Origin of the sequence: Streptomyces sp. NPDC085937, from assembly GCF_044540535.1 — a bacterium.
Taxonomy (GTDB): Bacteria; Actinomycetota; Actinomycetes; order Streptomycetales; family Streptomycetaceae; genus Streptomyces.
On sequence record NZ_JBITSH010000003.1, the window covers coordinates 353,950 to 372,056 of the forward strand.

Here is an 18,107-nt window from a genome sequence, read left to right on the forward strand (position 1 = left end):
CCGCGACAAGGCGTGCCGCCGCTCCTCCCCGGCCGGTCCTGTGAGGTGGGCCGGCCGCGGACCGGTCAGCCGGCCTCGGGTGGCAGGACCAGCCCCTCCAGGCGATCCGGGTCGGCCAGGATGTACAGAGCCGTGATGCGGCCGTCATGGACCGTGACGGACATGACCGAGTTGACGCGGCCGTCGGCCGCGCTGACCAGACCGGGGGCGCCGTTGACCAGGACGGTGCGGGCCTGCGCGTTGAAGCGGGCGAACAGCATCGCCGACTCGGCCACCTGCCGCGCGCCCCGCAGCGTCTTCGAGCCGGCCATGCCCCGGACCAGTGCGCCCGCGTCCGCGCGCAGCACCACGTCCGGGTGGAGCACGGCGAGCAGTGCCTCGAAGTCGCCGGTGCGTGACGCGGCGCGGAAGGCGTCGAGGGCCTGTCGCTGCCGTCCGGCGTCGGGATCGGCCGGCGGGCTGGAGTCACGGACGCGGCGGCGGGCGCGGCTGGCGAGCTGACGGGTCGCGGCCGGGGACCGCTCCACCACCGGGGCGATGTCGTCGAAGGGCACGGCGAACATGTCGTGCAGCACGAACGCCAGCCGCTCGTCGGGGTCGAGGGTCTCCATCACGACCAGCAGGGCGATGCCCACCGAGTCGGCCTCCAGCGCCTCCTGCTCCGGGTCCACCCGTGACAGCGGCCGGATCACCGGGTCCGGGACGAACGTGTCGTCCATCGGCTGTTCCCGGCGGGCGGTGCGCGAGCGCAGCAGGTCCAGGCAGATCCTGCCGGTGACGGTGGTGAGCCAGCCGCCCAGGTTGTCGATCCCGCCGGACTCCACCCGGCTGAGCCGCAGCCACGCCTCCTGCGCGGCGTCCTCCGCCTCGGCGACCGAGCCGAGCATGCGGTAGGCGACCGCCTTGAGGTGGGCCCGGTGGTCCTCGAAGTCCCGCGCGAGCCGCTCCTCGTCGCCGCCCACGGTGGTCACCGGGGGAACAGCTCGAAGGCGACCGCGGGGCGGTTCCCGAACCGCTTCCCGGTCTCCTCGGCGAAGCCGGTCAGCAGCGTGCGCGCGTACGTCTCGGGGTCCTCGTCGGTGAGCGCCTCGATGTAGGTGCGGTGCTCCAGCAGGGAGCGCACCGCCCGCTCCAGCCCCGCCGTCGCGTCCACCGCGTGGGTGGGCGAGCTCGATCCGGCGACCGCCACCCAGCGCACGCCGTCCCAGGGTTCGAGTCCCTGCTCGGTCAGCTCGGGGAAGATCCAGCGGTTGCCGGCGTCCCCGGCCGCGTCGAGTGTGGCCCGGCCGACGGCCACGTGGTCCGGGGTGTTCCAGGCGGTGCCGCCCCAGGTGTCCCGGTGGTTCAGGGTGACCACCAGCTCGGGCCGGTACCGGCGGATCGCCGCCGCGATGTCCCGGCGCAGGGCGGGGCCGTACTCGATCACGCCGTCCGCGTGGTCGAGGAAGGCGACCTCCGAGACGCCCACCACGGCGGCGCTCGCCCGCTGCTCGCGCTCCCGGAGCGGTCCGCACGCACCCGGTTCCAGGGTGTCGATGCCCGCCTCGCCGCGGGTCGCGAGGACGTAGGAGACCTCGCGGCCCGCGTCGGTCCAGGCGGCGACGGCCGCCGCGCAGCCGTACTCCAGGTCGTCGGGGTGGGCGACCACGGCCAGGGCGCGCTGCCAGTCGTCGGGCAGGGGCTGGAGTTGACTGATCGTCGGCTCGGTCATGACCGGCAGACTAACCCCGTGCACCGACAGTGCACGGGGGCGCGCGGTCAGGCCTCGTCGCGGGCGAGGGCGAGCAGCCGGTCCAGGACCCGGGGGCCGCCGACGCGGACGCCGTCGTGCTCGAACTCGTCGGTGACCCAGGTGCGCAGTCCGCGGATCGCGCGGGCGGTGGCCAGCGCGTGCGCGGTGTCGACGTACATGTCGTCGTGGTAGACGGCCGCCGCGACCGGGACCTCGTTGGCGGCCAGGCGCGCCGGGTCGTACAGCGGGGTCCAGTCGGTGCGCGCGGCGAGCAGTTCGGCGGTCTCGCGCAGCGGGCGCAGCGCCGGGTCGCAGTCGAAGATCCAGGGGTGGATGGTCTCGCCGGTGAACAGCAACGGCTCGTCGCCGGCGAGTGCCTTGGCCGCGTCGAACCGCGGGAACTCGGACCGTACGCGTTCGGCGGACCAGGCGGTGGGCCGGGCGTCCTGGGCGTAGATCACCTCGTGCACCAGCGCGTACAGCGGGTGTCCGGCGAACGACAGCAAGGCCTGCGCCTGCTCCTGGAAGGCGTCGGAGAGCTGCGGGCCGGACGGGGTGGGGACGAAGGCGTCTTCCAGGAGGAAGTGCAGGCGGTGGCTGCCGTCGCCGCCGCCGAGCATCAGGCCGAAGGACTGGAACGCCTCGACGGTGAACCGGTAGCCGTTCGGCAGGACCACGTCATGGGTGAGGAGGTGGTCGGCGATGCGGCGGGCGCGCTCGACGTCCTGCGGGTAGCGGGCGTAGTGGGCGGCGACCTTCCGCTCGATGCGCGGGTAGGCGGCCCGGTAGACGTCGTCGGCGTGCGCGTCGAGGGAGGGCAGGCCGCCGGTGATCAGGGCGGTGTCCAGGCCCTCGGGGGCGAGGGAGAGGTAGGTGACGGCGCAGAAGCCGCCGAAGCTCTGGCCGAGCACGGTCCACGGGGCGCCGCCGGTCACCTGGGGGCGGATGACCTCGCAGTCCCGCACGATCGAGTCGGAGCGGAAGTGCGTGAGGTAGTCGGCCTGCTCGGCGGGGCCGCCGCGGAGCGGGAGCGTCTGCCGGTTGGCGGGGGTGGAGGCGCCGGTGCCACGCTGGTCGAGCAGCAGCACCCGGTACTCCTCCAGGGCGCGGCCGAGCCAGGCCGGCTTCCCGACGAAACGGTTCGCCCCGAAGCCGGGGCCGCCCTGGAGGTAGAGCAGCCAGGGCAGGTCCTGGCCGGCCTTGTCACTGGCGACGACCTCGCGCGCGTACAGCTCGATCGTCTCCCCCGAGGGGTCGGCGTGATCGAGGGGCACGGTGAACCGGCGGTCGGTGAGGACCACGCCGGGCTGGCGGTAGGTGTCGGTCAACGGGACTCCCGGGACGAACGGATTGTCGGGCCGCGACCCAGTTCAGCACATGTTCCTGCGGCCAACGACCCCGGGATCATGAAATGTTTGCGGGCGGCGGTCAGCGGGCGGACAGACTGGAGCGCCGGACCACCAGTTCCGGGGCGAGCACGACCCGGCGGTGCTCGTGCGGCGTGTCCGTCTCCTCGGTCTCCTCCAGCAGGAGTTCGGCCGCCAGCGCGCCCATGGTGACCGCGGGCTGGCGCACCGAGGTGAGCGGCACGGCCGCCGCGGCGGCGAACTCGATGTCGTCGTAGCCGACGATCGCCAGGTCGTCGGGGACGCCGACGCCGGCCGCGTACATCGCCTGGAGCACGCCGAGGGCGAGCAGGTCGTTGGCGCAGAACACGCCCGTGGGGCGGCGGGACAGGCCGAGGAGCCGGGCGCCCGCGTCGCGCCCGGCGGCGACGTCGAGCCGCTCGGTGGGCAGTTCGTGCAGGCTGCCGGGGCCGAGCCCGGCCTCGGCGAGGGCGTTCAGCGCGCCGGTGCGGCGGTCCCTGACCTGATTCAGTCCGGGCGGGCCGCTGACGTAGGCCAGGGAGCGGTGCCCGGCGTCGACGAGGTGCCGTACGGCCAGAGCGCCGCCCGCCACGTCGTCCACGGAGACCGAGCACTCGGTGGTGCCCTCGGCGACCCGGTCGACCAGCACGAACGGGATGCCGTGCCGGCGGAACGCCTCGATGTTGCGGCCGGTGGCGTCGGCGGGGGTGAGCAGCACGCCCCGCACCCGCTGCTCCGCGAAGAGCGACAGGTACTCGGCCTCCTCGCCGGGGCTCTGGGCGCTGTTGCAGACCATGACGCCCAGACCCGCCTGACGGGCGGCACGCTCGGCGCCGCGGGCGACGTCGACGAAGAAGGGGTTGCCCATGTCGAGGACGAGCAGGCCCATGATGCGGCTGCGGCCGGCGCGCAGCTGGCGGGCGGACTCGCTGCGCACGTAGCCGAGCCGGTCGATGGCGGACAGCACCCGGGCCCGGGTATCGGCGGCGACCGTGTCCGGACGGTTGATCACGTTGGAGACGGTGCCTACGGAGACTCCGGCGACGCGGGCGACGTCCTTGATACCCACCGACTGGGCCATCGGACAGGAACCTCCAGGAGAACGAGGGGGCGGGGGCGGCGCGGCGGGCCATCACACTACCCGCACGGCCGCCCCTTTTCGGTCACGGACGGGGTGGATACGTGCCCGTCAGCCGAGGTGGAGGACCTCGGTGAGCGGGGGCGTCGCCTCGTCGGGTCGGCAGCCGTCGAGGGCCTCTGAGAAGGGCGCCGTCCCGGCCTTCCGGCGGCGGGTCCGGGTCAGAAGTCGAACTCGTCGATGTTCCCGGCGTCGAAGACGGTGGGCCTGCCGAGGTCGATCACGCCGTCCTTGCCGACGGTGTACTCGCCCATCGCGCCGGCCGTGAACGTCTCGCCCTCCTGGCCGGTGATCTGGCCGGAGGCGAGCGCGATGGCGGTACGGGCGGCCAGTTCGCCGAGCTTCGCCGGGTCCCACAGCTCGAACGCCTCGACGGTGCCGTTCTTGACGTACTTGCGCATGTCGTTGGGGGTGCCGAGGCCCGTCAGCTTGACCTTGCCCTTGTACTTGGAGACGGAAAGGTACTGGGCGGCGGCCTTGATGCCGACGGTGGTCGGGGAGATGATCCCCTTCAGGTCCGGGTACTCCTGGAGCAGGCCCTGGGTCTGCTGGAAGGACTGCTGGGCGTCGTCGTTGCCGTAGGCGACCTTGACCAGCTTCATGTCCTTGTACTTGGGATCCTCGAGCTCGTCCTTCATGAACCCGATCCAGGTGTTCTGGTTGGTCGCGGTCTGCGCGGCGGACAGGATCGCGATCTCGCCCTGGTAGCCGATCTGTTCGGCGAGCAGCTGCACCTCGGTGCGGCCGAGGTCCTCGGCGGACGCCTGGGAGACGAAGGCGTGGCGGCAGCCGGGGGTGGTGTCGGAGTCGTAGGTGACGACCTTGATGCCGTTCTTCATGGCCTGCTTGAGCGCGGTGCACAGCGCGCCGGGGTCCTGCGCGGACACGGCCATCGCGTCGACCTGCTGCTGGGTGAGGGTGTTGACGTAGGAGACCTGGCCGGCGGTGTCGGTGGCGCTGGTGGGACCGACCTCCTTGAAGCTGGAGCCGAGTTCCTTCACAGCCTTCTCGCCACCCTTGTCGGCGCTGGTGAAATAGGGGTTGTTGACCTGCTTGGGCAGGAAGCCGACGGTCAGGCCCTTCTTGGTGGCCGCGTCCGGGTCGGCCTTGCCGGCCGAGGCGGCCGCTCCGCCCTCGTTCTTGACGTCCTCCTTGGTGGTGCCGCCACAGGCGGTGGCGGCCAGGGCGAGGGAGGTGACGGCGGCGAGCGCCGCGCAGGTACGGCTCAGGGATGCCTTGCGCATGGTGGGTTCCTTAAAGGCAGGGGACGGTTCAGGAGGTCGGTGCGGGCCTCTTGGGGTCCGGAGCGGGTGCGGTGGCCGCCCTCCGTCCCGCCCGGGCGACGGCGATCTGCCGGGCGACGCGCGGGCCGAGAACGGACAGCACCAGCAGCACGCCGGTGACGACGATCTGGGACTGCGCCGACACGTCCTTCAGGCTCATCACGTTCTGCAGGGCGCCCAGCAGGAACACACCGGCGACCGCGCCCCCGAGGGTGCCCTTGCCGCCGTCGAAGTCGATGCCGCCCAGCAGGACGGCCGCGACGACGGACAGTTCGAGGCCGGTGGCGTTGTCGTAGCGGGCGCTGGCGTAGTGCAGCGCCCAGAAGACGCCGGTGAGGGCCGACATCAGGCCGGTGACCGTGAACAGGATCAGCTTCTGTCGCCTGACGCGGATGCCGGCGAACCGCGCGGCCTCCTCGCCGGCGCCGATCGCGAACAGCGACCGGCCGAACGGGGTGGCGTGCAGGGCGACGACGGCGAGCGCGAGCAGCACCAGGAAGGGCAGGAAGGCGTACGGGACGAAGGTGTCGCCGATGCGTCCGGCGGCGAAGTCCAGGTAGGCGGTGGGGAAGTCGGTGACCGCGTCGGAGCCGAGCACGATCTGCGCGATGCCCCGGTAGGCGGCGAGGGTGCCGATGGTGACGGCGAGGGAGGGCAGACCGAGGCGGGTCACCAGCAGGCCGTTGACCAGGCCGCAGACCACACCGAGGAGCAGGCAGACCGGGATGATCGTCTCGATGGCCATGCCCTGGTTCCACAGGGCGCCCATCACGGCGCCGGACAGGCCCGCCGTGGACGCCACGGACAGGTCGATCTCGCCGGACACGACGAGCAGCGTCATGGGCAGGGCGATCAGCGCGATCGGCAGGGTGTTGCCGATGAGGAACGACAGGTTGAGGGCGTTGCCGAAGCCGTCGACGGTGGTGAACGACAGCAGCAGGACGGTTACGAGCAGGGCGCCGACGACCGTGTCCCAGCGGACGGCGCGCGTCAGGGAGTCAGGCATGGCGGGCGTTCCTCTTCTTCAGGGCGGAGGCCACGCGCAGCGCGACGACCCGGTCGACCGCGATGGCGAGGACGAGCAGCACGCCGTTGATGGCGAGCACCCATACGGAGCTGACGCCGAGGGCGGGCAGCACGCTGTTGATCGAGGTCAGCAGCAGCGCGCCGAGGGCGGCTCCGTAGACGCTTCCCGAGCCGCCGGTGAAGACGACGCCGCCGACCACGACGGCGCTGACGACGGTGAGTTCGTAACCGCTGCCGGTGCCGGAGTCGACGTTGCCGAAGCGGGCGAGGTACAGCGCGCCGGCCAGTCCGGCGAGACCGCCGCAGAAGGTGTACGCGGCGAGGATCCGCTTGCGCACCGGGATGCCGGCGAGCCGGGCCGCCTCCGGGTTGGAGCCGAGCGCGTACAGCTCGCGCCCGCCGCCGAAGTGCCGCAGGCAGTACGCCGTCGCCACCAGCACCGCGAGCGCGATGAGCGCCAGGTAGTGCACGGCGGAGAGGCCGCCGGAGCCGAAGTCGACGAAACCGCCGGGAAGATCGGCCGCGGTGATCTGGCGGGAGCCGACCCAGATGGAGTCGACGCCACGGATGATGTACAGCGTGCCGAGGGTGACGACGAGGGCGGGCACCTGGCCGAGGGAGACGAGCAGGCCGTTGAGCAGGCCGAAGCCGATGCCGAGCAGCACGGCGAGGGCGACGGCGACGACCGGGTTCCCGCCGCCCTGGAGGTGGAGGCCTGTGGCGAAGGCGCTGATCCCGAGGGTGGAGCCGACGGACAGGTCGACGTTGCGGGTGATGACGACCAGGGCCTGGCCGGTGGCGACCAGCACCAGGATGGTCGCGTTCAGCAGCAGGTCCTTGACGCCCTGCTCGGACAGGAACGCGCTGTTGCCGGCCTGGGTGACGGCGATCATCACCAGGAACACGGCGAGGATGGCGAGTTCGCGCATCCTGAAGACGCGGTCCACCAGCCGGGTGGCGGCGGCCTGCGGCGCCTCGGTGGCGGGGGCTTCGTCGGGGGCGGTGACCGTCATGCCGTGCCCCTTTCGTTCGCTGCTCCGCCCGTGCGGCGCGGAGGTGCGGGCGTCGTGTCCGTCTGCGGGCCGGTGGCCGCGCGTGCTCCCCCACCGCCTGAAGGGCGTGGGCGGTACCCCCGGCTCACGCGGCCCTCCCGGTGGCTGCGGCCATCACGGTTTCCTCGGTGGCGTCGGTGCGGGGGATCTCGGCGGTGAGCCGGCCTTCGTGCATCACCAGCACGCGGTCGGCCATGCCGAGGATCTCGGGCAGGTCGGAGGAGACCATCAGGACGGCCACGCCGTCGGCGGCGAGCTGCGACAGCAGCCGGTGCACCTCGGCCTTGGTGCCGACGTCGATGCCCCGCGTGGGCTCGTCGACGATCAGCACCTTGGGGTGGGTGGCGAGCCACTTGGCGAGAACGACCTTCTGCTGGTTGCCGCCGGACAGGGTGTTCACCGAGTCGGCGATCCGGGCGTACTTGACGCGCAGCTTGACGGCCCAGTCGAGGGAGCGGCTGCGCTCGGCGCGACGGTCCATGAGGCCGGCCCGCACGGTGGTGCCGAGGCCGGTGAGGCCGATGTTGCGTTCGATGGACAGGTCCGTCACCAGGCCCTGGGCGCGCCGGTCCTCGGGAACCAGGGCGAGCCCGGCGGCCATGGCGATGGAGGGGGCGCCGTTGGTGAGCTTCTGCCCGTCGACCTCCACCTCGCCGGCGTCCAGGCGGTCGATGCCGAACACCGCGCGGGCCACCTCGGTCCGTCCGGCGCCGACGAGTCCGGCGAGCCCCACGATCTCGCCGCGCCGTACGTCGAAGGAGACGTCGGTGAAGACGCCCTCGCGGGTGAGGCGCCGGACCCTGAGGGCGACTTCCCCGGGCGTGACGTCCTGCTTGGGGTAGAGCTCGGCCAGGTCGCGGCCGACCATGCGGCGGACCAGGTCGTCCTCGGTCATCCCGTCGAGGGGTTCGCTGGCGATCCAGGCACCGTCGCGCAGGGTGGTGACGCGTCGGCAGATCTCGAAGATCTCCTCCAGGCGGTGCGAGACGAACAGGACGGCGGCGCCCTGGTCCCGCAGGGTGCGGACGACACCGAAGAGACGGGCGACCTCACTGTGGGTGAGGGCGGCGGTGGGCTCGTCCATGATCAGGACGCGGGCGTCGAAGGAGAGCGCCTTGGCGATCTCGACGATCTGCTGGTCGGCGATGGACAGTCCGCGGGCCGGACGGTCCTGGTCGAGTTCGACGCCGAGCCGCTTCATCAGCGCGGCCGTGGCGTCGCGGGTGCCCTTGTGGTCGATCCGGCGCAGCGCGCGGCGGGGCTGGCGCCCCATGAAGATGTTCTCGGCGATCGACAGGTCGGGGAAGAGCGTCGGTTCCTGGTAGATGACGGCGATGCCGGCGTCGCGGGCGTCCCCCGGTCCGTGGAAGACGACCGGCCCGCCGTCGAGCAGCACCTGGCCTGCGTCCGGCCGGTGCACTCCGGCGAGCGTCTTGATGAGGGTCGACTTGCCGGCTCCGTTCTCCCCGGCCAGGGCGTGCACCTCCCCGGGGAACAGCTCCAGGGAGACGTCCCGCAGCGCGCGGACCGCGCCGAAGGACTTGGAGATGCCCTTGAGTGCGAGAACCGGGGCCGGACCCGTGTCGGACGGGTGGGTCATGAGGGCTCCTCGACGACGCCGGCGGGTCGGCCCTCACGGCGTCGTGAAAGGTTTCAACTGGGTTGCCGGGACGGTAGGCGCGTCGCGCATGTCACGTCAATGGGTCCCGGTCGAGAAACTTTCGACGGCCGCCGAACGCACCCACGGCCCGGCGAAGCGGCGTGGTCGTGGGGGTTGACACCCCTTCGGGGCGCACCTAACTTCGCGTCCTGAATCGTTTCATCCAGTGGTCGTCATGACCCGATGTCACAGGAGCCCTGACGTGACCGAGCGCGCCGCGGTGAAAGCCGCCCTCAAGACGCAGGCAGTCGAGACGCCGTCGTGGGCGTACGGGAACTCGGGCACCCGGTTCAAGGTGTTCGCGCAGCAGGGCGTCCCGCGTGATCCACGGGAGAAGCTGGACGACGCGGCCAAGGTGCACGAGTTCACAGGGGTGGCGCCGACCGTGGCGCTGCACATCCCCTGGGACAGGGTCGACGACTACGCGGCCCTGGCCCGGCACGCCGAGGAGCGAGGGCTGCGGCTGGGCGCGATCAACTCCAACACGTTCCAGGACGACGACTACCGGCTGGGCTCCGTCTGCCACCCGGACGCGGCCGTGCGCATGAAGGCCGTGGACCACCTGCTGGAGTGCGTCGACATCATGGACGCGACCGGCTCCAAGGATCTCAAGCTGTGGTTCGCGGACGGCACCAACTACCCGGGACAGGACGACATCCGGGCCCGGCAGGACCGGCTGGCGGAGGCGCTCGCCGAGGTGTACGAGCGGCTCGGTGACGACCAGCGGATGCTGCTGGAGTACAAGTTGTTCGAGCCGGCGTTCTACGCGACGGACGTGCCGGACTGGGGGACGGCGTACGCGCACTGCCTGAAGCTGGGGCCGAAGGCGCAGGTCGTGGTGGACACGGGACATCACGCGCCCGGCACCAACATCGAGTTCATCGTGGCGACGCTGCTGCGGGAGGGGAAACTCGGGGGGTTCGACTTCAACTCGCGATTCTACGCCGACGACGACCTGATGGCCGGCGCGGCCGACCCGTTCCAGCTGTTCCGGATCATGTACGAGGTGGTGCGCGGGGGCGGGTTCACGTCGGACGTGGCGTTCATGCTGGATCAGTGCCACAACGTGGAATCGAAAATTCCGGCGATCATCCGGTCCGTCATGAACGTGCAGGAGGCCACCGCCAAGGCGTTGCTGGTCGACCGGTCGGCTCTGGCTGAGGCGCAGCGCGCCGGGGATGTGCTGGAGGCCAACGCCGTGTTGACGGACGCGTTCAGTACGGACGTGCGGCCGCTTCTTCGGGAGGTCCGGGAGGAGATGGGGTTGGATCCCGATCCGATGAGGGCGTATGCGCGGTCCGGGTGGGCCGAGAAGATCGTGGCGGAGCGGGTGGGGGGCGAGCAGGCGGGGTGGGGGGCGTAGGCGTCTGCCGGGTTTCTGTTGCGTCGTTGGGTGCGGGTTCGTGGGGGCTGGTCGCGCAGTTCCCCGCGCCCCTATGGGCGCGTTTCGCTCACCCTCCTTCAGTTCCGCGCGCCCCTGGAGGCGTGTTCCGCTCACCCCTCTTCTCAAGGACTGGTTGTCATGGTTGACCGTGAAGTTGACGCTCTGCTCGCCCGGTCGCATCGGCTCGGGGCCGACCCCCGGAACACCAACTACGCCGGGGGGAACGCCTCCGCCAAGGGGCGGGAGGTCGATCCCGTCACCGGGGGTGAGGTGGAGCTGATGTGGGTCAAGGGGTCCGGGGGTGATCTCGGGACGCTGACCGAGGGCGGGCTCGCCGTGTTGCGGCTGGACCGGCTGCGGGCGCTCGCCGACGTGTATCCCGGCGTGGAGCGCGAGGACGAGATGGTGGCCGCGTTCGACTACTGCCTGCACGGCAAGGGGGGTGCCGCGCCCTCCATCGACACCGCGATGCACGGGCTGGTGGACGCCGCCCACGTCGATCATCTGCACCCGGACTCGGGCATCGCGCTGGCCTGTGCGGCCGACGGGGAGAAGCTGACCGCCGAGTGCTTCGGCGACACCGTGGTGTGGGTGCCGTGGCGGCGGCCCGGGTTCCGGCTGGGGCTGGACATCGCCGCCGTCAAGGCCGCGCATCCGCAGGCCGTCGGGTGTGTGCTGGGCGGGCACGGGATCACCGCGTGGGGTGACACCTCCGAGGAGTGCGAGCGGAACTCGCTGCACATCATCCGCACCGCCGAGTGGTTCCTCGCCGAGCGCGGCCGGCCCGAGCCGTTCGGTCCGGTGGTCGAGGGGTACGAGGCGCTGCCGCAGCACGAGCGGCGGGAGCGGGCGGCGGCTCTCGCGGCGTACGTGCGGGCGATCGCCTCGCAGGACCGGCCGCGGGTGGGGCACTTCGACGACTCCGACCCCGTGCTGGACTTCCTGGCACGGACGGAGCATCCGCGGCTGGCCGCGCTGGGGACGTCATGCCCTGACCACTTCCTGCGGACCAAGGTGCGTCCGCTGGTCCTGGATCTGCCGCCGTCCGCGCCGCTCGACGAGGCGGTGACGCGGCTGGAGGAACTGCACGCGGACTACCGGCGGGAGTACGCCGCCTACTACGAGCGGCACGCGGAGCCGGACTCCCCCGCGATGCGCGGCGCCGACCCGGCGATCGTGCTGGTGCCGGGCGTCGGCATGTTCAGCTTCGGCACGGACAAGCAGACGGCCCGGGTGGCCGGGGAGTTCTACCTCAACGCGATCAACGTGATGCGCGGGGCCGAGGCGGTGTCCAGGTACGCGCCGATCGAGGAGTCGGAAAAGTTCCGCATCGAGTACTGGGCGCTTGAGGAGGCCAAGCTGCGCCGGATGCCACCGCCGAAGCCGCTGGCGACCCGGGTGGCGCTGGTGACCGGGGCCGGCAGCGGGATCGGGAAGGCCATCGCGCGGCGGCTGGCCGCCGAGGGAGCGTGTGTCGTCGTGGCCGATCTGAACGGGGAGAACGCGGCCCTGGTCGCGCAGGAGCTGGGCAGGCCGGACACGGCCGTCGCGGTGACCGTGGACGTGACCGAAGAGGAGCAGATCGCCGCCGCGTTCAAAGAGGCGGTGCTCGCTTTCGGCGGGGTGGACCTGGTGGTGAACAACGCCGGGATCTCGATCTCCAAGCCCCTGCTGGAGACGACCGCGAAGGACTGGGACCTTCAGCACGCCGTCATGGCCCGTGGTTCGTTCCTGGTGTCGCGGGAGGCGGCGCGGGTGATGACCGCCCAGCGGCTGGGCGGGGACATCGTGTACATCACCAGCAAGAACGCGGTGTTCGCCGGCCCGAACAACATCGCGTACTCGGCGGCCAAGGCCGACCAGGCGCACCAAGTGCGGCTGCTGGCGGCGGAGCTGGGCGAGCACGGCATCCGGGTCAACGGCGTCAACCCCGACGGCGTGGTGCGTGGTTCGGGGATCTTCGCGGGCGGGTGGGGTGCCCGGCGGGCGGCCGTGTACGGGGTGCCGGAGGAGAAGCTGGGCGAGTTCTACGCGCAGCGGACGCTGCTGAAGCGCGAGGTGCTGCCGGAGCACGTGGCGAACGCCGTGTTCGCGCTGGTCGGCGGCGACCTCACCCACACCACCGGGCTGCACGTCCCGGTCGACGCCGGCGTCGCCGCCGCCTTCCTGCGGTGAGCGGCGGGGTGGGGGTGTACGCGGCGGTCGACCTCGGTGCGTCCAGCGGACGCGTCATGGTCGGCCGGGTGGGCCCCGGCAGCCTGGAGCTGACGGAGGCGCACCGGTTCCCGAACCGTCCGGTGCGGGTGCCGGAGGGGCTGCGCTGGGACGTGCTGGGGCTGTACGCCGGAGTGCTGGACGGGCTGCGGGCGGCCGGGTCCGTCGATACGGTCGGCATCGACAGCTGGGCCGTCGACCACGGGCTGCTCGACGCGGACGGGGCGCTGCTCGGCAACCCGGTGCACTACCGCGACGGCCGGACGGACGCGGTCGCCGAGCAGGTGTGGGCGACCGTGCCGGCCCCGGAGCTGTACGCGGCGACCGGGCTGCAGTACGCGCCGTTCAACACGCTGTACCAGCTCGTCGCGGCGCGCGGTACACGGCAGTTCGCGGCGGCCGAGCGGCTGCTGCTGATGCCCGACCTGCTGACGTATTGGCTGACCGGGGAGCAGGGCACCGAGCTGACCAACGCCTCCACGACGCAGCTGGTCGACCCGCGCACCCGTACCTGGGCGCACGGGATCGCCGAGCGGCTGGGCATCGACCTGGGGCTGTTCGCGCCGCTGCGTCTGCCGGGCGACCCGGCGGGGGTGCTGCGGCCCGAGGTGCTGGAGGAGACCGGCCTTGCCGGGCCGGTGCCGGTGACGGCGGTCGCCTCGCACGACACCGCTTCCGCGGTGGCCGCCGTGCCCGCGGACGGCGAGCGGTTCGCGTACATCTGCACCGGCACCTGGTCACTGGCCGGGCTGGAGCTGGACGCGCCGGTGCTGACCGAGGAGAGCCGGGCCGCCAACTTCACCAACGAGCTGGGTCTCGACGGCACCGTCCGCTACCTGCGCAACATCATGGGCTTGTGGCTGCTCCAGGAGTGCCTGCGCGCCTGGAGCGAACCGGACCCGGGCCCGCTGCTGCGCCGGGCGGCGGAGGTGCCGGCGCTGCGGTCGGTGGTGGACGCCGGGGACTCCGCGTTCCTCGCGCCGGGGCGGATGCCGGAGCGGATCGCCGAGGCGTGCCGCGCCACGGGCCAGCCGGTGCCGGACTCCCCCGCCGCGACCGTGCGCTGCATCCTCGACTCCCTCGCCCTCGCCCACCGCACCGCCGTCGAGGACGCCCAGCGCCTGGCCGGACGGACGGTGGACGTGGTGCACGTGGTGGGCGGCGGCACCCGCAACGCCCTGCTGTGCCAGCTGACCGCAGACGCCTGCGGGCTGCCGGTGGTGGCCGGGCCGACGGAGGCGGCGGCGCTCGGCAACGTCCTCGTGCAGGCCCGCGCCCAGGGACGGGTCGGCGACCTCCCCGGCATGCGGCGGCTGCTGGCCGCCACTCAGCCGCTGATCCGGTACGAGCCGCGCGGCGGCACCCGGCCGTGGGCCGCCGCCCGCGCCCGGCTCGCCCGGGACCGACCGGGTCTCCCCCGGGCCGCCGGCCCCGCACTACCCTGCATGCCACCCGACGACCGACCGGACGAGGAGCCGCGATGCGCGTCGCTCTGTTCCTGACCTGCGTCAACGACACGCTCTATCCGGACACCGGACGGGCCGTGGTGAAGCTCCTGACCCGGCTCGGTGTCGACGTCGACTTCCCCATGGCGCAGACCTGTTGCGGCCAGGCCCACTACAACACCGGGTACCGGCACGAGACGGAGCCGATGGCCCGCCGCTTCGCCGACGTCTTCCGTGACTACGAGGCGATCGTGACGCCGTCCGGGTCCTGCGGGGCGATGGTGCGGGAGCTGTACCCGCGGATGGGTGAGCGGGCCCGGTCCGAGGGGCGCGGGGACGGTCTCGCGACGGTGCTCGCGCCGGTGGTGCCGAAGACGTACGAGCTGACCGAGTTCCTGGTGGACGTGCTGGGGGTGACGGACGTCGGGGCGTACTACCCGCACCGGGTGACGTACCACCCGACCTGTCACGGGCTGCGCTCGCTGGGGCTGGGCGAGCGGCCGCTGCGGCTGCTGCGGGCGGTGAAGGGTCTTGAGCTGGTGGAGCTGCCGGGCGCGGACGAGTGCTGCGGGTTCGGCGGCACGTTCGCGCTGAAGAACGCCGACGTGTCGGCGGCGATGGGCGCCGACAAGGTGCGCAACGCCGAGTCGACGGGCGCCGAGGTGCTGTGCGCGGCGGACAACTCCTGCCTGATGCACATCGGCGGCACGATGACGCGGCTGCGCACCGGCATGCGGCCGGTGCACATCGCGGAGATCCTGGCGAGCACGGAGGAGGAGCCGGCCGTATGAGCGGAACGTTCGTCGGTATGCCCGCTTTCCCCACGGCGGCCCGGGAGGCCGTGCGGGACAGCACCCTGCGGGGCAATCTGCGGCACGCCACGCACACCATCCGCGCCAAGCGGGCGCGGGCGGTCGCGGAGCTGGACGACTGGGAGCGGCTGCGCCAGGCGGGGAAGCGGATCAAGGACCGCACGCTGCGTCATCTCGACCGCTACCTGGTGCAGTTGGAGGAGTCGGTGACGGCGGCGGGCGGCACCGTCCACTGGGCCGCAGACGCCGACGAGGCGAACCGGATCGTCGCGGAGCTGGTGAAGGCCACGGGCGAGACGGAGGTGATCAAGGTCAAGTCGATGGCCACCCAGGAGATCGCCCTCAACGAGGCGCTGGAGGCGCGGGGCATCCACGCATACGAGACCGATCTCGCCGAGCTGATCGTGCAGTTGGGCAAGGACCGGCCGTCGCACATCCTGGTCCCGGCGATCCACCGCAACCGCGGGGAGATCCGGGAGATCTTCACGCGGGAGATGGGCGAGTGGGGGCGACCCGCGCCCGAGGGGCTCACCGACACGCCCGCCGACCTCGCGGAGGCGGCGCGGCTGCATCTGCGGGAGAAGTTCCTGCGGGCCAAGGTCGGCATCTCCGGCGCGAACTTCATGGTCGCCGAGACCGGCACGCTGGTGGTGGTGGAGTCGGAGGGCAACGGGCGGATGTGCCTGACCCTGCCGGAGACGCTGATCTCGGTGGTGGGCATCGAGAAGGTCGTGCCGACCTGGCAGGACCTGGAGGTGTTCCTGCAGACCCTCCCCCGCTCCTCCACGGCCGAGCGGATGAACCCGTACACCTCCATGTGGACCGGTACGACGGACGGGGACGGTCCGCGCACCTTCCACCTCGTCCTGCTGGACAACGGCCGCACCGACACCCTCGCCGACGAGGTCGGCCGGCAGGCGCTGCGCTGCATCCGCTGTTCGGCCTGCCTGAACGTCTGCCCGGTGTACGAGCGGGCCGGCGGCCACGCCTACGGGTCGGTGTACCCCGGCCCGATCGGCGCCATCCTCAGCCCTCAGCTGCGGGGAACGGGCAGCGAGATCGACGCGTCCCTGCCGTACGCCTCGTCGCTGTGCGGGGCCTGCTACGAGGTGTGCCCGGTCGCCATCGACATCCCCGAGGTGCTGGTGCATCTGCGGGAGCGGGTGGTGGAGGGCGGCGAGGCCGTCCGTGAGGGCAACAAGGTGCGGCTGCGGCCGGCGAAGGGGCACGCCGCCGAGCGGGCGGCGATGCGCGCCGCCCGCTGGGCGTTCACCCGCCCCGGCGTGCTGCGCACCGGGCAGCGGCTCGCCTCGCACACACGGCGGCTGCATCCGCGCACCCTGCCGGGGCCCGGCCGGGCGTGGAGCGGCACCCGGGACCTGCCGCCCGTGCCGGCGGAGCCGTTCCGGGACTGGTGGCAGCGGACGCACGGCGGGAAGGGCGGTGGCTCGTGAACAGCAGGGAGCGGATCCTGGGCCGGGTGCGGCGCGCGCTGGCGGACGTACCTCCGGACGAGGACACGCCGGTCGAGCGTGACTACCTGCGCGAGCACGGGGAGCGGACCGCCGAGGAGACGGTGGACCTGCTGGCGGAGAACCTGGCGGACTACCGGGCGGTCGTGCACCGCACGGAAGCCGGCGCGCTGGCCGGGGTCGTCGCCGGGCTGCTGGCGGCGCGGGGCGCCGCGACCGTGCTCGTGCCGCCCGGACTGGACGAGGGGTGGCTCTCTGCGGCCGAGGTGACCCGGGTGCCGGACGAGGGGACGAGCACCCCGCACGAACTGGACCGGGTCGACAGCGTCGTCACCGCCTGCGCGGTGGCGGTCGCCGAGACCGGCACCCTCGTGCTGGACGGCTCCCCCGACCAGGGCCGGCGCCGGATCAGCCTCGTCCCCGACCACCACATCTGCGTGGTCCGCGTCCCGGACCAGGTGGTCGCGTCCGTCCCGCGGGCCTTGGAACGCCTCGATCCCACCCGCCCGTTGACCTGGATCTCCGGCCCGTCGGCGACCAGCGACATCGAACTCGACCGGGTCGAGGGCGTGCACGGGCCGCGCACCCTGGAGGTCGTCCTGGTCCGATGACCCCCCTCCCGGGGGTGTCGCTGCGTACACCCCCGGGACGGGCCCTGCGCCCCGTGTGGTCCGCTCTCCTCCTCCGTAGCGTCGTGACCAGGGCACAGGGCGTGCCGGACGGAGGAGATGACGATGGTGCGCGACAGGGCACGGCACACGCCCGGCACGGAACCCGCCGCCGAGGCGCTGCGCCTGGTGAAGGTCACCAAGTCGTACGGCGCGGACGGCAGCGCTGTGACCGCCCTCGACGGGGTGACGCTGGGCCTCGCGCGGGGCACGTTCACGGCGGTGATGGGGCCGTCCGGCTCGGGCAAGTCGACGCTGCTGCAGTGCGCGGCGGGTCTGGAGCGGCCGGACAGCGGGATCGTACGGGTCGACGGGACCGAGCTGACGGGTGCCGGCGAGACGGAGCTGACGAAGTTCCGGCGCGGGCGGGTGGGGTTCGTGTTCCAGCAGTACAACCTGCTGGAGACGCTGACCGTCGCGCAGAACACCGTGCTGCCGCTGAAGCTGGCCGGCCGGCGGGTGGACCGGCGGCGGGCCACGGAGATGCTCACCGCCGTGGGGCTGGGCGACCGGCTCGGGCACCGCCCCGGCCAGCTGTCGGGCGGTCAGCGGCAGCGGGTGGCGATCGCGCGGGCCCTGGTCACCGAGCCACGGGTGATCTTCGCCGACGAGCCGACCGGCGCGCTGGACACGCGCAGCGCGCGGGAGGTGCTGGAGCTGCTGCGGCAGGCGGTGCGGGCGCACGGGCGGACCGTGGTGATGGTGACGCACGACCCGGTCGCGGCCTCCTGGGCGGACAGTGTGCTGTTCCTCGCGGACGGGAGGCTGGCCGGGCGGATGGACGCGCCGACGGCGGACGCGGTGGCCGAGCGGCTGGCGCACCTCGGCGACGAGACGTCCGTGGGGGTGTGAGC

Annotated in this window: 15 protein-coding genes; 7 read left to right on the forward strand and 8 right to left on the reverse strand. The window is 72.6% G+C overall.

Annotation, left to right across the window (positions count from 1 at the left end):
* Positions 1-65 precede the first annotated feature (65 nt).
* The 8 genes from sigJ to ACIF8S_RS08705 all read right to left on the reverse strand — a co-directional run bounded on the left by sigJ (position 66) and on the right by ACIF8S_RS08705 (position 9,198).
* Complete coding sequence (gene sigJ, locus ACIF8S_RS08670; protein WP_399998158.1) at positions 66-971, reverse strand: RNA polymerase sigma factor SigJ; 906 nt, start codon at positions 969-971, stop codon at positions 66-68.
* Positions 968-1,711 (reverse strand): PIG-L deacetylase family protein, encoded by a 744-nt coding sequence (locus ACIF8S_RS08675; protein WP_399998160.1) that lies wholly within the window; start codon positions 1,709-1,711, stop codon positions 968-970. Before ACIF8S_RS08675 ends, sigJ begins: the two co-directional genes overlap by 4 nt.
* 47 nt (positions 1,712-1,758) lie before the next feature.
* Entirely contained in the window at positions 1,759-3,060 is a 1,302-nt protein-coding gene (locus tag ACIF8S_RS08680; protein ID WP_399998162.1) for an alpha/beta fold hydrolase, read from the reverse strand.
* A 100-nt stretch (positions 3,061-3,160) separates the two neighbouring features.
* Positions 3,161-4,180 (reverse strand): LacI family DNA-binding transcriptional regulator, encoded by a 1,020-nt coding sequence (locus ACIF8S_RS08685; RefSeq protein ID WP_399998163.1) that lies wholly within the window; start codon positions 4,178-4,180, stop codon positions 3,161-3,163.
* Positions 4,181-4,398: 218 nt separating this feature from the next.
* Positions 4,399-5,481 (reverse strand): rhamnose ABC transporter substrate-binding protein, encoded by a 1,083-nt coding sequence (gene rhaS, locus ACIF8S_RS08690; protein ID WP_399998164.1) that lies wholly within the window; start codon positions 5,479-5,481, stop codon positions 4,399-4,401.
* Positions 5,482-5,509: 28 nt separating this feature from the next.
* Entirely contained in the window at positions 5,510-6,526 is a 1,017-nt protein-coding gene (locus ACIF8S_RS08695; protein WP_399998166.1) for an ABC transporter permease, read from the reverse strand.
* Positions 6,519-7,559 (reverse strand): ABC transporter permease, encoded by a 1,041-nt coding sequence (locus ACIF8S_RS08700; protein ID WP_399998167.1) that lies wholly within the window; start codon positions 7,557-7,559, stop codon positions 6,519-6,521. The genes ACIF8S_RS08695 and ACIF8S_RS08700 overlap by 8 nt, the downstream gene beginning before the upstream one ends.
* A 124-nt stretch (positions 7,560-7,683) precedes the next feature.
* On the reverse strand, positions 7,684-9,198 hold the full coding sequence (locus tag ACIF8S_RS08705; RefSeq protein WP_399998168.1) for a sugar ABC transporter ATP-binding protein: 1,515 nt from the start codon (positions 9,196-9,198) through the stop codon (positions 7,684-7,686).
* Positions 9,199-9,460: 262 nt separating this feature from the next.
* On the opposite strand from ACIF8S_RS08705, the gene rhaI reads away from it, so the two are divergent.
* From rhaI to ACIF8S_RS08740, 7 genes are all read left to right on the forward strand, one after another.
* Positions 9,461-10,621, forward strand: a complete 1,161-nt coding sequence (gene rhaI, locus ACIF8S_RS08710) for an L-rhamnose isomerase (protein ID WP_399998170.1) — start codon at positions 9,461-9,463, stop codon at positions 10,619-10,621.
* Between the two features lie 159 nt (positions 10,622-10,780).
* Positions 10,781-12,817: a bifunctional aldolase/short-chain dehydrogenase gene (locus tag ACIF8S_RS08715; protein ID WP_399998171.1), complete on the forward strand. Its 2,037-nt coding sequence runs from the start codon at positions 10,781-10,783 to the stop codon at positions 12,815-12,817.
* Between the two features lie 56 nt (positions 12,818-12,873).
* The gene (locus ACIF8S_RS08720) at positions 12,874-14,358 is read left to right on the forward strand and encodes a rhamnulokinase family protein (protein ID WP_399998485.1); all 1,485 of its coding nucleotides are present in this window, start codon (positions 12,874-12,876) and stop codon (positions 14,356-14,358) included.
* The gene (locus tag ACIF8S_RS08725; RefSeq protein ID WP_024883486.1) at positions 14,337-15,092 is read left to right on the forward strand and encodes a (Fe-S)-binding protein; all 756 of its coding nucleotides are present in this window, start codon (positions 14,337-14,339) and stop codon (positions 15,090-15,092) included. The genes ACIF8S_RS08720 and ACIF8S_RS08725 overlap by 22 nt, the downstream gene beginning before the upstream one ends.
* Positions 15,089-16,567 carry a LutB/LldF family L-lactate oxidation iron-sulfur protein gene (locus ACIF8S_RS08730; RefSeq protein WP_399998173.1) on the forward strand — a complete coding sequence of 493 codons (1,479 nt, stop codon included), beginning with the start codon at positions 15,089-15,091 and terminating at the stop codon, positions 16,565-16,567. Before ACIF8S_RS08725 ends, ACIF8S_RS08730 begins: the two co-directional genes overlap by 4 nt.
* Positions 16,564-17,196, forward strand: a complete 633-nt coding sequence (locus tag ACIF8S_RS08735; RefSeq protein ID WP_399998174.1) for a lactate utilization protein C — start codon at positions 16,564-16,566, stop codon at positions 17,194-17,196. The genes ACIF8S_RS08730 and ACIF8S_RS08735 overlap by 4 nt, the downstream gene beginning before the upstream one ends.
* 117 nt (positions 17,197-17,313) lie before the next feature.
* Positions 17,314-18,105 carry an ABC transporter ATP-binding protein gene (locus ACIF8S_RS08740; protein WP_399998175.1) on the forward strand — a complete coding sequence of 264 codons (792 nt, stop codon included), beginning with the start codon at positions 17,314-17,316 and terminating at the stop codon, positions 18,103-18,105.
* Positions 18,106-18,107 lie beyond the last annotated feature (2 nt).

What these genes read in the sequence shown, in the direction of transcription:
- rhaS (WP_399998164.1), bottom strand. Translation starts at nt 5,481, where the DNA reads ATGCGCAAGGCATCCCTGAGCCGTACCTGCGCGGCGCTCGCCGCCGTC.
- ACIF8S_RS08740 (WP_399998175.1), top strand. Translation starts at nt 17,314, where the DNA reads ATGACGATGGTGCGCGACAGGGCACGGCACACGCCCGGCACGGAACCC.
- ACIF8S_RS08725 (WP_024883486.1), top strand. Translation starts at nt 14,337, where the DNA reads ATGCGCGTCGCTCTGTTCCTGACCTGCGTCAACGACACGCTCTATCCG.
- ACIF8S_RS08695 (WP_399998166.1), bottom strand. Translation starts at nt 6,526, where the DNA reads ATGCCTGACTCCCTGACGCGCGCCGTCCGCTGGGACACGGTCGTCGGC.
- ACIF8S_RS08700 (WP_399998167.1), bottom strand. Translation starts at nt 7,559, where the DNA reads ATGACGGTCACCGCCCCCGACGAAGCCCCCGCCACCGAGGCGCCGCAG.
- ACIF8S_RS08715 (WP_399998171.1), top strand. Translation starts at nt 10,781, where the DNA reads ATGGTTGACCGTGAAGTTGACGCTCTGCTCGCCCGGTCGCATCGGCTC.
- ACIF8S_RS08685 (WP_399998163.1), bottom strand. Translation starts at nt 4,180, where the DNA reads ATGGCCCAGTCGGTGGGTATCAAGGACGTCGCCCGCGTCGCCGGAGTC.
- ACIF8S_RS08675 (WP_399998160.1), bottom strand. Translation starts at nt 1,711, where the DNA reads ATGACCGAGCCGACGATCAGTCAACTCCAGCCCCTGCCCGACGACTGG.
- ACIF8S_RS08720 (WP_399998485.1), top strand. Translation starts at nt 12,874, where the DNA reads ATGGTCGGCCGGGTGGGCCCCGGCAGCCTGGAGCTGACGGAGGCGCAC.
- ACIF8S_RS08705 (WP_399998168.1), bottom strand. Translation starts at nt 9,198, where the DNA reads ATGACCCACCCGTCCGACACGGGTCCGGCCCCGGTTCTCGCACTCAAG.
- ACIF8S_RS08730 (WP_399998173.1), top strand. Translation starts at nt 15,089, where the DNA reads ATGAGCGGAACGTTCGTCGGTATGCCCGCTTTCCCCACGGCGGCCCGG.